Genomic DNA, 14,736 nt, shown 5'->3' on the forward strand with positions numbered 1-14,736 from the left:
GATTTATATCACTTCATCAAGATTAATGTTTTTATGTCACATATGTAATCAAACACTTTATTAACCTGTTCAATGAGTTATATGCTACAAATATATTCTGATATTACCTGCTCAGGATATCAGGCAATACAGCGCTACTTTATCCGAGAATTTATTGTTCCACCACTTATCTTCTTCTACGATAACTACATCTGATATCCAGATAATAAATACTGCCAGATTGACAGAATCTGCACTCAGAACGGTGTTTCCATAAGGACGGCCCATGCTGAATACCATTACCTCTTTAATTGATAACTTGTTGAGAGCCTGCGGAGCTAAAAGCCTGAACTCTCAATTTCTTCTCTCTTATGCACTGATATTTACCCTGGCAGCGGCTTCAGGAGTGGCTCTTTACCTGAGCATGTCAATCAATCCGCAAACAATTAATATTGCGGGACGGCAACGCATGCTCAGCCAGCGCATCGCTAAAGAAGCATTTCTGGTGGCAGCAGAGATTGAGCAAAAAGCAGCACTGCAGAAAACAATCACTCTGTTTGAACGCTCCCATCAGGATATTGTGAAAGGCAATCCAGCTGAGGGTATGAATCCGATTTCAGACAACGCCATTCTGACTCAGATGGATAAAGTGTATGACCTGTGGCAGGAATACAAATCCACACTGATACAATACACGGACGCTCCGGATAAAACATTGATGGAAAGAATCCATCAGCAATCCCCTGTAGTATTACAAGAGATGAATAAAGCCGTAATCATGATGACGCAGGCTGCAAACAGCACAGCACAAACACAGCTGACGGTGGCCTTTATCTGCGTGCTGGGTATTGTTTTTCTCGTTATTATGGGCAGGGCGTTCGGACAACGTCAGCTTATGGACAATATTACCCGCTTGCAAAAGCGACTGGCTCTGGTAGGACAGGGGGACTTCACCCATCAGTTTAATATCACCCACACAGACAATGAGATTGGAAGAATGTTTTCTTCCTACAACGACATGATCCAGCAAGTCAGCAATCTGGTCAAAAATGCTCATCAGGCCTCCGAACGCACTTCCCGCCATAGCACGAAAGTTGTCAAAGCAACTCTTGATGCAGAAAGAGGAGTAGGACAACAGTACAGTGATATAGATCAGGTTGCCACGGCAATGAATGAAATGAGCGCAACGGTGCATGAAGTCGCTCAGAATGCCTCTCAGGCCGCAGATGCGGCACGTACAGCGGATGCAGAAGCTCAGACAGGCATGAAGGTGGTTAACTCTGCAGCCGAGCAAATCAGGCAAATGTCGCAACAACTGAGTTCAACATCTCAGGTGCTTAATCGTCTGGAACAAGAGTCAGAAGAGATTGGCAAAGTTCTGGAAGTGATCACCGGCATTGCAGAGCAGACCAATCTGCTGGCACTGAATGCTGCAATTGAAGCAGCCAGAGCGGGAGAGCAGGGGCGAGGCTTTGCCGTAGTAGCAGATGAGGTCAGAACTCTGGCACAGCGCACCCAGCAATCGACAGAAGAGATCAGACAGATTATTGAACGCCTGCAGACCGAATCCCGCAATGCGGTAAACTCGATGCACCAGAGCTCAGAATTAGCACAAAGTAGCGTGAACAGAGCCCAGGCCGCCACCGAAGCACTGGAACATATTGCCGGTGCCATTGATACAATTAATTCAATGAATGCCATGATAGCAACAGCGGCGGAACAACAAAGCCAGGTAGCTGATGAAATCGACCAACGAATTGTCAGCATATCAGGTGTTGCCGAACAAACTCGCCAGGATACCCAGGACGTAGTATCAGCTACATCGAAAATCGAACAGGAAACCACCGAACTCAGCCAGATGCTATCCCGCTTTAAAACTTCGGCATAGCCTTACACAACCAGAGAACCGGCCGTTCAGGCCGGTTCTTAATTATTCCAACCTGCCTCTTTTTTTCAGCCACTGCGAAGCGCTATTGCAGCATGTATCTAACTTTAGCAGCACTCAAAGCAGTACAATTATTTTCATGATAATGCGAAAAAACAGCTACTACACTCAATTTCGTACTCTGAAAAAAACAATAAACGGAGTATGACTGACCCGAGCAGCTAATAACCAATAAATAGCAAACATCACCCAGGCAGGAGATCAGGCATGGTCACGTATGAAGATACCTTAGGGCTTTGTGAATTATCTGAAGGAGAAGTAATGGCAATAGCAGAGCATGAGCACACCGCTCCGATTATTGCCTCTGGTATCGGTTCTTATCTTATCCAGCATCACGGAGAACAGATCATCAGTCAGTATATTCTGGACGATATGGTCAGGGCACAGAAACATGGAGATTATATTCATCAGATTGAATTGCAGCAGATTCTGGCACAGTTTCTGGCTGAGCATCCATTTCAGGGTACTCCGCACTAATCAACTGACACGCTCAGCGGTTGGTCTGCCAGGCACAGAGACAGATAAACCACTGAGCAGAATACACTGATCCATGAACGAAAAAACCCAGTCATTAAGACTGGGTTTTAAAATATGGTGCCCGGAGACAGAATCGAACTGCCGACACGAGGATTTTCAATCCTCTGCTCTACCAACTGAGCTATCCGGGCGACGAGGCGTATTAAACACCTTATGAAAAAAAAATGCAAACATTTTTAATCAGTTAGAGTAACTTTTTTATTTCCGCCCTGAATACTCACTTTCATGGCGCAGCATCTGCATAAACATTCCCTGAAACATCTGCTTTTTCTGCCGTATCGCTTTATCAGACAATACAGGAAGTGCCCTGTGTTCATTACGGCTCTCTCTCCAGATTTCAGACACATATCGGGTCTGCTGAACACTCAGCTGTCCATCTGGTCTTTGTTGCTGCAAAGCAAGCAGTTGAAGCAACCGATGCTCTATCCGGCTGTAGTCTTCTTTAAACTCAGAATACTGACGTCGGGAAACCGGCAGCCACTGCATTGACAGATAAAACCGGTCAATATCATAGCCCAGCTGAGCAACCTGACCGACAATATCTTTTCTGTATCCTGAATTTCTCTTTTCCGTAATATCAGCAGAAGACCCTATATCAACAGTTCTCTCTTCTGAAACTGTTTTATCAGAATCAACAGATTGTTCCTGATGCGCTGGCCCGGCACAAGCCTGTAGCATCACAACCATCAGACTGATCATTAAGCGGCTGAAAAAGTAACGCACTATGTTTCTCCTGAAATAAATTGAGCAGGGTAAGCTGCTGATTTGCCAGACAATCATAGAACCCAGGGGTTAACCTTTCCCGGTATAACATAAAGCCCGCTAAAAAGAACATCAGAGCTGTACCAGAAGCAGGACAACGCATACAATTAACCGAATTATTTCTAGAAACTTTAGCGATTTGTCAGGGATTATTCCTATGCGAGCCAGTCAGATTCTGATTTCCACACTCAAAGAAACACCATCCGATGCCGAAGTGATCAGCCATCAACTGATGTTACGTGCCGGCATGATCCGAAAGCTGGCTTCTGGTCTGTACACCTGGTTACCTCTGGGACTACGAACCCTGAGAAAAGTTGAGCGCATCGTGCGTGAAGAGATGGACAAAGTCTCTCAGGAAGTTCTGATGCCTTCAGCCCAGCCATCTGAACTATGGCAGGAATCAGGCCGATGGGAACAGTATGGCCCGGAGTTACTGCGCTTTAAAGACCGCCACGATCGTGACTTCTGTGTTGGTCCGACCCACGAAGAAGTGATCACCGAAATGGCACGTAAAGAGCTGATGAGCTACAAACAGCTGCCAGTTAATTTCTACCAGATCCAGACTAAATTCCGTGATGAGATTCGCCCGCGCTTTGGTGTAATGCGCTCCCGTGAATTTATTATGAAAGATGCTTACTCTTTCCACTCCAACCAGGAATCGCTGCAACAGACCTACGACGACATGTTTGCGGCCTACTGCAGAGTATTTGACCGTCTGGGCCTGAACTACCGTCCGGTACTGGCCGATAACGGTTCGATCGGTGGTAGCGGTTCCCACGAATTCCACGTACTGGCAGAGTCTGGTGAAGACGATATCGTTTTCAACGAAGCAGGCACTTACGCAGCCAATATGGAAAAAGCGGAAGCACTGGCACCTAAAGATGCGCCTGATGCACCAACAGAAGAGATGCGTCTGGTAGATACGCCAGACACGAAAACGATTGACGCTCTGGTTAAAGGTTTTGATCTGGATATCGAAAAAACGATCAAAACCCTGATCGTGCGAGCCTCTGATGAGATCGAAGCAGACTTCATCGCTCTGATTGTGCGTGGAGATCACTCTCTGAACGAGATCAAAGCAGAAAACCTGCCTGAAGTTGCAGCACCGCTGACCTTCGCGACCGAAGATGAAGTACGTGAAGCGGTTGGTGCAGGTCCGGGGTCACTGGGGCCAATCAACCTGGCAATCCCATGTATCGTTGACCGTACCGTAGCGGTATCTTCTGACTTTGGCGCGGGTGCCAATATCGATGATAAACACTACTTCGGTGTCAACTGGGGTCGTGATCTGGAACTGCCTCAGGTCGCAGATATCCGTAACGTGGTAGAAGGCGACCCTAGCCCGGATGGCAATGGCACCTTGTCTATTAAACGCGGTATCGAAGTGGGTCATATCTTCCAGCTGGGCACTAAGTACAGCGAAGCGATGAATGCCACTGTTCTGGGTGAAAACGGCAAGCCAATCCCTATGATCATGGGTTGTTACGGTATCGGTGTCACTCGTGTAGTCGCATCTGCTATCGAACAGGGCCACGACGAGAACGGCATCATCTGGCCTGAATCTCTGGCACCATTCGAAGTAGCCATCGTACCGATGAATGCACACAAGTCTGAACTGGTACGAGAGACCAGTGAAAAACTGTATCAGGATCTTAAAGCGGCAGGCTTTGATGTGTTACTGGAAGACCGCGATGAGCGTCCGGGCTTTAAGTTTGCGGATCTGGAGCTAATAGGCATTCCGCATCGAATCGTCGTTGGCGAACGCGGCCTGAAAGCCGGTGAGCTGGAATATAAAGGCCGTCGCGATGAAAGTAACACTATGATTGCCCAGGACAATGTTCTTGAGTTCCTGAAACAGAAGTTTCAGAAATAATCCTCTGCAGATAACAATCAATCGGCACAGATGACAATAAGCAGCCGTCACTTTTTCAACGGCTGCTTATTCTGTATTCTGATCCGCTCCTCATGAAGAAAGCCATTTGCCCCACTTATCTTTTTGCTTTCACCACTTTTCTGTGGACAGGCCTCGGATACAGTTCAGACAACCAGAATCAGACCATAGACCGGCGGCTCAACCAGATCATCACCAAAGCAGCCCTGACCGCTGATTTTCCTTCCTCATTTACAGCCCGAACCTGGTTTACCACTATGAGCCAGCGCCTTGAATCTTATATTTCCGATTCGGAACAGCGTATCTTTCTGTTACAGCAGGTGCATCACTATGCCAGACAGAATCATCTGATGCCAGAACTGGTACTGGCCATTATTGAAGTGGAAAGCCATTTCAGAAGTCATGCGGTCTCTCCGGTTGGAGCACGGGGACTGATGCAGGTTATGCCATTCTGGATACAACAGATTGGTCAGACTGGAGATGACCTGTTTAACCTGGAAACGAACCTGAAGTACGGCTGCCAGATTCTGTCACACTATCTGCTGCAATCAGACAACAACCTCCCCATGGCTCTGGCGCTCTACAATGGCAGCAAAGGACGCACCAGTTACCCGGAAAAAGTGATGAAAGCATGGCGCGATAACTGGCAGATAAAGCGCTGACCCGACCGTACAATCCGACAAATACCAGATACTACCTGTCGCATCAGCAAATACCGTCATTATCAGATCGGTGATCAACAATTAAGCTTCCAGCATATAAACATACCCGCTATTCTATTGATATCTGAACAGAATAATCTGCAAAGAGATGGCTTTTCTGAGCATGGAACAGCCAGACAATGCTGACAACAGCTCCGTTCCCCGGACCTGTTAACCAGCTGAATGTGTTATGACAACCACAGATTCCCTTGTGTAATCTGCATCCGATGCCCCTGGAAAAAACAGTATGAGCAACCAGAACCAGGCCATTCTTTTTGAAATGGCTGTGCTGATGAGTTCGGAAACCTCGGAAGCCTCCCTGATCCGGACAATGTTACAAGGCCTGATTAAGCACACAGGCATGTACGGGGGATTGTTCCTGACACAGATCCGTTCGTCAGAAAAGGAAACGACGTTCAGAGTGACTCATTCTGCAGTAAATAATCGCTTCCAGGCCACCCCTGAAACCCTGTACCGGGTTAAAGCACTGCCCTCAAAAGAGCAGAGGACGACTGATAACAGCTTAGTATCATCAATTAGTCCGTTGTTAACCTGTTACCAGCACACTCTGTTCCTCCCTGTTGGTACAACAGATGCTTTCCTGCTGCTGGCTGAACCGGACTGGCAAGCTGTTTTACCAGATCACTTTTTTAGCCCTGTTCTGGAGCATTTTGCTGTACCACTGCAATCTTGTCGGGATAGAGAACGGCAAAAACATCAGCTTCAGATAGAAATACAAAAACGCAAAGATATCGAAAAACGTCTGAATCTGGTACTGGACTATATTCCGGCAGGTGTATACTGGCAGAACAGTCAAAGCGAAATACAAGGGGTTAATCAGTGGCTGGAAAATGATCTGGGGAATGGCATTCAGCCCGCAGGTGAAACCTTTGATCTGCGAAAAGTTCTGAGTCCGGACAGCATTCAACAATTGCAGAACAACGATGACGAAGTACTCCTTCAGGGTAAAGAAATTTACAACCAGAACTATTACCTTCAACGCAGTGATGCCAGTTTCTTATGGGCAGAAATTAATAAAATTCCTATTCGTGACGACGAAGGAAAAATCACAGGCCTTCTTGGTACATACCGGGATATTACCGGTCGAAAACTGATGATGGAAGAACTCCTCCACGCAAAAGAAAGCGCGGAACAGGCAAATCGTGCTAAAAGCTCCTTTCTGGCCAGTATGAGCCATGAGCTACGAACACCTCTGAATGCAATTCTGGGCTATACTCAGCTAATGGAAATGGATGAAGATGACCTCAGTGAAGAACATATCATCAGCCTTAGTGAAATACGAACAGCCAGCAACCACCTGCTACAACTGATTGATGAGATTCTGGATCTATCTAAGATTGAAGCGGGGCGCATTGATTTATCCATACAGGATATCCAGCCTGTGCCTATGATCCAGGAAGTACTGGCACTGACCAGGCCTATGGCTGAAAGCCACAATATCACACTAACCAGTCATATAGAGTCGTCATTCAGACACAGGATACATGGTGATGCCAAGCGAATCAGGCAGATCTTACTTAACCTGGTCAGCAATGCGATCAAATATAACAAGTCTCATGGCGAGGTATCAGTGACCCTCCACACCCGGACCGATGCCTGCTGCATCAGTATTAAAGATACCGGTATCGGCATGAGTGATGAGCAGGTTCAAAGATTGTTTCAGCCTTTTGAGCGACTGGGCATGGAATCCAGTACTCGACAAGGCACAGGCATAGGACTTGTGATTTGCCAGAAGCTGGCAGAAGCGATGCAAGGGCGCATTGAAGTAACCAGTGCTGCCGGAGAAGGCAGCACCTTCAGCCTTGTAATGCCTGCAATTACAGGAGAGACAACATTGTCCCCATCTGATGACAGCACTCAGAATAACGAACAGATTTTGATAGAAGCCAAAACCAGAACACTCTATGTCGAAGATAATGCTGCCAATCGCCTTCTGGTTGAAAAGATCTTCAGCAAACGTCCGGATGACTCTCTTATCACAGTCGGCACGCCAGAAGCCGGACTTAAAGTTCTGGCAGAACAAGCATTTGATCTGATTCTGCTGGATATTAATTTGCCAGGCATGACAGGCTTTGAGCTATTAAGTGAAATACATGCGCATGACCTGTCACATAGCGCTACTATCGTTGCCATCAGCGCTAATGCTATGCCATCAGATATTGATAAGGGAATATCAGCCGGATTCAGCGCCTACCTGACGAAACCTCTCAATATTCCGGAGTTTAATCGTCAGCTCAATCAATGGCTATCAACAGAACTCTGATGCCAGAGATAAACCTTTGCCCTTCCAATACACTTTATGGCCTGTTGATCACAGGCCTGAAGGACAAGATATCAGCGTGCAGCTGAACCAAAACGCTTAATCAGATTGGCCAGATCTTCCGCTTCTGCCGACAACGCATGACAGTCGGTAACAACTTCTTCATTTGCCTCAGTCACTGTACTGGCAGCCGAATGAATCTGCTCCAGCCTCTGGTTCATCTCTACGGCGGCCGAACTTTGCTGCACGGTCGCTGTAGCTATCTGGCTATTCATTTCTTCCAGCTGAGAGATGGTTTTACTCAGATTCATTAATACCATCTCAGCTTCTTTAATCTCTGCCACAGTACCATCAGCCTGCTCTTCACAGGAACCCATAATACTGGCTACCTGCTGAGTTTGCTGCTGAAACGTCTGCAGCAGCTCCTGAATTTCACCTGTTGATTTTTGCGAACTCTGTGCAAGATTACGCACCTCATCCGCAACCACTGCAAACCCACGCCCCTGCTCCCCGGCACGAGCAGCTTCAATAGCCGCATTAAGTGCTAACAGGTTCGTTTTCTCAGCGATGCCATTAATCACATCAAGAATCTGCTCAATATTCCGACTACTTTCCTCCAGGGCGTGAATGACATTCATCGATTCTCTGACATCCTGAGCCATCTTCTGAATAGAACGCTCACTGCTTTCAACAATATTACGTCCTTTCTGACTAACAAGATCTGTTTCACGGGCAACACTGGCAGCTTCTTCACAACTCTGAGCAACCTGTTCCGTGGCCACTGTCATCTGTTGCATAGTGCTGGCGGCACGAGCAATATCATCCAGTTGATTCTGTGTCTGACGATTAACCTTACCCGCTTTATCCGCTACATCCGAGGTATGTCCATGAATCTGGTCTGATGCATTATCCAGCCGGTTAATAACCGTTTTCATTGTCAGACTGAGAAACTTCTGTGTTAATTCCAGCTGCCCCAGCTCATCATACCGCCCGGTAAATACCATCTGCGCAACGGGATTAGAAAAAATATCAGAACTCTGTTTAGCTAACCGGGCAATCGGCGCAGAAAGCCACCAGGCTGCAACGCCACTAATAGCACCTGCTCCTGCAAACAATGCCATGATTTTTGGCCAGCTGGCATCATCAAACATCCAGCCAATCAAGGCGAGCATCGGCAACATGATTAACCAGATAGTGACCCAGGTCCGTCGAAAATAACTGGTTGAGAAGAAGCCCTTGCACCGGGCCCAGAGCGAAGTGTGCTTATTCGCATTAATAGCAGCATATAAAGATTCGGCCCGCTCAACCACCTTTCTATCCGGTGCATGGCGCACAGATTGATAACCTGTTATCTGCCCATTCTCAAAAATAGGAGTTGCATAGGCATCAACCCAGTAATGATCGCCATTTTTTGATCGATTTTTCACCACACCGATCCAGGGTTTGCCTTGCTTAATCACATCCCAGAGATCCTGAAATGCAGCCGGAGGCATATCCGGGTGCCGAATCAGATTATGAGGCGCTCCGATTAGTTCATCACCTGAAAAACCACTCATATCAACAAAGTATTCGTTGAAATCGGTAATCTTCCCTTTTTTATCCGTTGTGGAAATAATACAGCGATCCGGATCCATCAATCGCTCTTGACCGGTAACGGGAAGATTTCGCCGCATTATGCTACCTCTGTCATCAAGCTGTCAGTTTTTCAGGGTACAGTCTGACTCAATAACCACCCTGAAAATGAGTAAATTCTGTATAACTCAAACCCCTGGCTCTATTCATTATAGCTATCAATCAGCTATTCAGCAGGGCCGAAGATAATAGTCCAATATTTTCATCAGAAAAAGATTATTTATAATCCTTCTTTAATGGCAGCAAGGACTAAGAATATATAAAATCAGAAAAGCCATTATAAAACAAATGGATAAAGGTAACAGTTTAGTACTGGTACAAATGCACTAATTACATATTTTTACATACCTGTAAATCACACAATATTAAGCTAATTAAGATAAATAATCATTGTTATACAAATACACCTATTCACTCCTCAAAACAGTCACAATCATATTTTCCTAATAAAACCATAGAGATATAAACAGGGAAACAGACAAAATACTCTGAGAGATGCAGCCCGGGGTATAAAGCACCTGATACTTTCAGCTACAGAGTAGAAAAGTCGTTATTTTTCGTACGAACACTCTATTCGGCTACGGAGCCAAACAGGCTTTATGAATAGCAACAGACAAAAGCAGAGGCCTCTGCACAGATCAGAAACAGCGCCTCTGGTAAATATCCGGGAGGTATTTAAGCACCTGAACTAAAAAGCTGCCATATTCTCCGGCCAACGGCGGGAGAATATGGAAATCCTTCTGTTCAGCAGTCATTTAACGGTGTCATTGCAGGGTAAGCATGAAGTAAGGCCAGTAACACAAATAATGAAGACCTCATGGCGACTTTGTTTTATTTACCCAATACACTCCAAATACTGTCAGAGACATCCCAGCCAGTGCAACAGGTGTTAAACGTTCATCAAATAACCACCAGGCTTCCAGAGCGGTAAAAGGAGGCACCAGGTAAAAGTAACTGGCGGTTCTGGTTGCCTCACCCATCTGAATCATTTGCATAAGCAATAGCACTGCACCAACTGACAATATCAACACAGACCATACCAGAGCTGCAATCAGCTCAGGGTGCCATTCCACTACCCCACTTTCTCCCAATACCAAAGCCATAAACAGCATCAAAGGCAAAGAAGCGATATACTGAATCAGACTTGCGGTAAGAACAGGCTGAGGCTTACAGTAATGCTTCTGATACAGGGTACCTATAGTAATACCAACCAGAGCGATCAGAATCCATGTCATTTCTGACCAGCGGAGTAAACCTCCACCCAGTAAATCGGCCTGTCCTCCGGTCAGCACCAGAGCCACACCAGAAATACCCGCAATTAACCCTGCCCATTGTCTGTTATCAGGGGAACTACCGTAAGCCATAGTCATCACCAACCCTGTCAGAATAGGCTGAAGACTAACCATAAGAGCTGTAAGGCCAGCCGGCGCACCCGTTTCTATTGCCGAAAAGACACCACCAAGATAGGCTCCATGAATCAGACATCCAGCAATTGCCTGTTGTTTCCATAAGGACAGTTCACCAGGTAGCCTGATTCTGAAGATCATCAGCAACAATATGAAAACCAGAATATTGAATGCCATTCTCCAGCTAAGGAAAGTAAAAGGTTCACTGTAAGGCAGTCCATACCTGGCGCCGATAAAACCTGTACTCCAGAGCACTACAAACAACCAGGGTACAATTAGCAACCATCGCTTACTGGCGGGACTGTTCACGCCAGCCTGAGCCCCTTTATCACTCATATCGTCTGCCCTCCGGCTCTGAACCATACCCTGCAGAAAAACTCCGCCCGGCCTGAGAATATACCTGTTTTTTCACAGCGTACTTTGTTTAAAAATTCAGTTACTCTGTATCATCTGTACTATATATCTGTTAATTTTTTGATAAAACAGACAGAACCATACGATATCAAGGGGTACAGATGAGCAGCTTTCGCTACCTTAGCATCGCCAGCCTGATTAAAGACAGAATAAAGCAGGGGATCTACCCGGAAGACAGAAAACTACCGTCAATACGCGCCCTTGCTCAGGAGCTGGGAGTCAGCAAAGGCACCGTCATACGCAGCTACGAACAACTGGAAGATGATGGTCTGATCCGCGCCCGGGAAAAGTCAGGCTTTTTTCCACTGCCACAACACCTGCAGAGAAACAACTCAAAGCGGCCAGAAGCAATACTCAGCCAACAGCAGAAAGATGCTCTGAGACCACACAGAGTTGATAATAAAAGTCTGGGAATTCATATCGTCCGGTCAGCGGGAAGAACCGACCAGGTTGCTCTGGGTTCCGCTAACCCCTGTGCCAGCTTTTTCGGAGTAAAACGCTTGTACAGGATACTTCAGCAACAAATAAGAAAAGAACTTTCTGAGCTTGAGCACGGCTACTTGTCTCATTATCAGGCCCCTCCGGGAGATCCGGTGCTTTGCCAGCAAGTCAGCCTGCAACTGGCTGAACGGAGTATTACAACAGCTCCTGAAGAGATTATTGTCACTAACGGAGCCCAGGCAGCTATCACCCTGGCACTACAAAGCACAACAAAGGAAGGAGATATTGTTCTGATTCAGTCCCCTTGTTTCTATGGTATTCTGCAATGCCTGGAAGCTCTGAACAGAAAAGTAATAGAGATCCCTCAAAGCTCTGATGGCGGCCCTGACATCAATATTCTGTCTTCAGTACTGACAGAAGCTCAGGCACAACACTGGCCAGTCAAAGCAATTGTCATACAACCCACCGTACACAATCCGTCAGGACAGAGCATGCCTCTCAATGCTCGCAAAGAACTGCTGACACTGGCCCGACAATATGATCTGGCAGTGATTGAAGATGATGTCTTTGCAGAGTTTTCTGAACAAAGCCCACAACTACCCTCATTAAAAGCGCTGGATAGTGATAACCGGGTACTTTTTTGCAGCTCCGTTTCAAAAACACTGACCCCGAAAATACGTATCGGCTGGCTGGTTGCCGGCCGCTGGCACGAACAGTGCCAGCACTTTCAGTTTGTCAGCAAAATGGGATTACCTGCCCATACTCAGAAAGCCCTGGGACTCTGGTTTGAAGCAGGACTCATGAAACGCCACCTGCGACAGATAAAGCGCCAGTATCATCAACGACAACAGCTATTCAATCAGGCAATGGCACACTTCTGGCCGGATAATATCAAACATATCTCGCCAGATGGCGGGTTTCTTATCTGGATTCAATTACCGGAAAAAATGAATAGCCTGCCGCTGTATCAGTGGGCTCAACAGCAGCAGATCAACATCACCCCCGGACCTCTTTTCAGCAGTCAGGGGGATCATCAGGACTATATCCGGATAAACTTTGCCATGTTTCAGAATCAGCCTGAATATCTTCAGGCTATGGACAAGCTGGGCAAACAGATCAGATACATGACCGGGCAATGAGCCGAAACTCAACTCTGCTCATCTACTCTGGGAGAGATCAGTGCGGGTAAATAAACGATAAAGAAAAGAGCAAAAGCAATAATCCAGAAAAAGCCCGCCATATCGTACACAAAAGCTTTATTCACAACAGCCATCATCACAACCCTGGCAAGCACCGCCAGCACCATAAAAGTAAAGGCCAGCTTCATCAATCCAGGCAACATCAGCGGACGACCAGTATGCCCCAGAGCAACCCGACTCATCATTCCCAGTGTTAACAGACCAATACCGCCTGTCGTTAACATGTGGATATATAAGAACGGCGACAAGCCGGTTACAGGCCCTGCTGCACGCAGTAGAAACCCTAGTGCAATACACAGATACCCCAGATGCAGAATCCACAACAGAGGATTTTTCAGTAAGGCTTTATCAAACCATCCCCCAAGCCTCATTAACAATAATGCCGCCAGAATACCGGACAATACAGACGCCAGATCACTTAAGGGCTGCCATAAATCATACAGAAAAAGCATCACCGCAACTGGCACCACAGCCTTTTCAAGCCATAGGATACGCTTGCCCTGACAATCAGGTAGCGCACGTTCAGTAAAAAACGGAATCACCCGCCCACCAATGATCAGCATAATCAGTACGACAAGATTCAGAGCACCATAAATCCCCTGGTGTGCCATCCCGATGGTCAAACCATGAAGATCAAAATGCACCAGCAGATTCATCAGAAAAAAGAGCAGGCAAAAGAAAATAAACACCATGTTGCGTACATTGCCGCTTTTCAGGATGGGAGGGGCAATTGCCAGTGTCAGAAAAGGAAAAAAGGCCAGATCAACAACAGAAATAATTTCTGCAGGCAGGGAAGTAAATGGCAGGATACGCCCTGCCAGCCATACCAGCACCAGCCCGGCAAGAGCCGTACCAGATAAGGTCGCGATCCCTGTCCAGTTACGTACCGCCGTCAGCAGAAAGCCACTGATAATGGCTGCGGTAAAACCAAAGATCAGCTCATGACTATGCCAGAGAACTCCCGGATAAAAAGTCGGAAAAGCGATGCCTCTTAACTGCAGCACCCAACCCGTCATCAGCACACAGGCGAACACACTGCCCAGCAGGAAAAAAGGCCGGAACCCCATAGATAAAAATGCTTTGGCGGAAAAACTGAATTGCGAAAAATACCCTGACATCACATCCTGTTCCTTAACAATTACTGTACTGGCGCCTCAGAGTAAAGCATCCTTATATATCAGGCAGTCTGATCACCCGGTAGTAAACCCATCCAGCTCCAGACAATCACATTCCTGAACCTGGACATGGTCCACCCGGGATAAAGGAGAACCTTTCCACAGCCATTGCATCAGCGCTTCTACCTGATCTGCGTCACCCTGAGCATGTACCTGAACAGATCCGTCATCGGCGTTGACAGCCCAACCCGTCACCCCCAGCTTTTCCGCCTGATCACGGGTGTTTTTTCTGAACCAGACGCCTTGTACCCGTCCGGTTACACAGGCTTTACGAGCAATTATAGACATACCATCACCTCTCTGGCATTCATCATCCGATCATATCTGACTATCATTCAGAATATTATTCCGCGCCGCAACACTTTACCATGAA

At 46.7% G+C, this 14,736-nt stretch carries 12 protein-coding genes and 1 tRNA gene; 6 read left to right on the forward strand and 7 right to left on the reverse strand.

Annotated features, from left to right (window positions below; genetic code table 11):
- Positions 1-111: 111 nt before the first annotated feature.
- Positions 112-267: a hypothetical protein gene (locus tag H4O21_RS12535; RefSeq protein ID WP_182809216.1), complete on the reverse strand. Its 156-nt coding sequence runs from the start codon at positions 265-267 to the stop codon at positions 112-114.
- Here H4O21_RS12535 and H4O21_RS12540 point away from each other — a divergent pair.
- Both H4O21_RS12540 and H4O21_RS12545 read left to right on the forward strand, forming a co-directional pair.
- Positions 266-1,867 carry a methyl-accepting chemotaxis protein gene (locus tag H4O21_RS12540; protein ID WP_182809217.1) on the forward strand — a complete coding sequence of 534 codons (1,602 nt, stop codon included), beginning with the start codon at positions 266-268 and terminating at the stop codon, positions 1,865-1,867. The genes H4O21_RS12535 and H4O21_RS12540 overlap by 2 nt on opposite strands.
- A gap of 264 nt (positions 1,868-2,131) precedes the next feature.
- On the forward strand, positions 2,132-2,401 hold the full coding sequence (locus H4O21_RS12545) for a hypothetical protein (RefSeq protein ID WP_182809218.1): 270 nt from the start codon (positions 2,132-2,134) through the stop codon (positions 2,399-2,401).
- Between the two features lie 115 nt (positions 2,402-2,516).
- On the opposite strand, the gene H4O21_RS12550 is transcribed toward H4O21_RS12545, so the two are convergent.
- Together H4O21_RS12550 and H4O21_RS12555 are read right to left on the reverse strand one after the other, a co-directional pair.
- Positions 2,517-2,592 (reverse strand) — tRNA-Phe (locus H4O21_RS12550).
- 67 nt (positions 2,593-2,659) lie between these two features.
- The gene (locus H4O21_RS12555) at positions 2,660-3,184 is read right to left on the reverse strand and encodes a hypothetical protein (protein ID WP_182809219.1); all 525 of its coding nucleotides are present in this window, start codon (positions 3,182-3,184) and stop codon (positions 2,660-2,662) included.
- A gap of 196 nt (positions 3,185-3,380) precedes the next feature.
- Here H4O21_RS12555 and H4O21_RS12560 point away from each other — a divergent pair, with 196 nt between their 5' ends.
- From H4O21_RS12560 to H4O21_RS12570, 3 genes are all read left to right on the forward strand, one after another.
- The gene (locus tag H4O21_RS12560) at positions 3,381-5,096 is read left to right on the forward strand and encodes a proline--tRNA ligase (RefSeq protein WP_182809220.1); all 1,716 of its coding nucleotides are present in this window, start codon (positions 3,381-3,383) and stop codon (positions 5,094-5,096) included.
- 92 nt (positions 5,097-5,188) lie between these two features.
- Positions 5,189-5,776, forward strand: coding sequence for a lytic transglycosylase domain-containing protein (locus H4O21_RS12565; protein ID WP_182809221.1), 588 nt, complete (start codon positions 5,189-5,191; stop codon positions 5,774-5,776).
- A gap of 286 nt (positions 5,777-6,062) precedes the next feature.
- A complete protein-coding gene (locus tag H4O21_RS12570; RefSeq protein WP_182809222.1) occupies positions 6,063-8,099 on the forward strand; it encodes an ATP-binding response regulator in 2,037 nt (678 codons plus the stop codon).
- A gap of 71 nt (positions 8,100-8,170) precedes the next feature.
- Here H4O21_RS12570 and H4O21_RS12575 read toward each other — a convergent pair whose 3' ends face one another.
- Together H4O21_RS12575 and H4O21_RS12580 are read right to left on the reverse strand one after the other, a co-directional pair.
- Positions 8,171-9,769, reverse strand: a complete 1,599-nt coding sequence (locus H4O21_RS12575; RefSeq protein WP_182809223.1) for a methyl-accepting chemotaxis protein — start codon at positions 9,767-9,769, stop codon at positions 8,171-8,173.
- Between the two features lie 774 nt (positions 9,770-10,543).
- Positions 10,544-11,470 carry a DMT family transporter gene (locus tag H4O21_RS12580; RefSeq protein ID WP_182809224.1) on the reverse strand — a complete coding sequence of 309 codons (927 nt, stop codon included), beginning with the start codon at positions 11,468-11,470 and terminating at the stop codon, positions 10,544-10,546.
- 179 nt (positions 11,471-11,649) lie between these two features.
- Here H4O21_RS12580 and H4O21_RS12585 point away from each other — a divergent pair, with 179 nt between their 5' ends.
- Positions 11,650-13,128 carry an aminotransferase-like domain-containing protein gene (locus H4O21_RS12585; RefSeq protein ID WP_182809225.1) on the forward strand — a complete coding sequence of 493 codons (1,479 nt, stop codon included), beginning with the start codon at positions 11,650-11,652 and terminating at the stop codon, positions 13,126-13,128.
- Positions 13,129-13,136: 8 nt separating this feature from the next.
- On the opposite strand, the gene H4O21_RS12590 is transcribed toward H4O21_RS12585, so the two are convergent.
- Positions 13,137-14,306: an NnrS family protein gene (locus tag H4O21_RS12590; protein ID WP_182809226.1), complete on the reverse strand. Its 1,170-nt coding sequence runs from the start codon at positions 14,304-14,306 to the stop codon at positions 13,137-13,139.
- A gap of 72 nt (positions 14,307-14,378) precedes the next feature.
- The gene (locus tag H4O21_RS12595) at positions 14,379-14,651 is read right to left on the reverse strand and encodes an acylphosphatase (protein WP_182809227.1); all 273 of its coding nucleotides are present in this window, start codon (positions 14,649-14,651) and stop codon (positions 14,379-14,381) included.
- Positions 14,652-14,736: the final 85 nt, after the last annotated feature.

Source organism: Oceanospirillum sediminis (genome assembly GCF_014164585.1).
Taxonomy (GTDB): Bacteria; Pseudomonadota; Gammaproteobacteria; order Pseudomonadales; family Halomonadaceae; genus Oceanospirillum; species Oceanospirillum sediminis.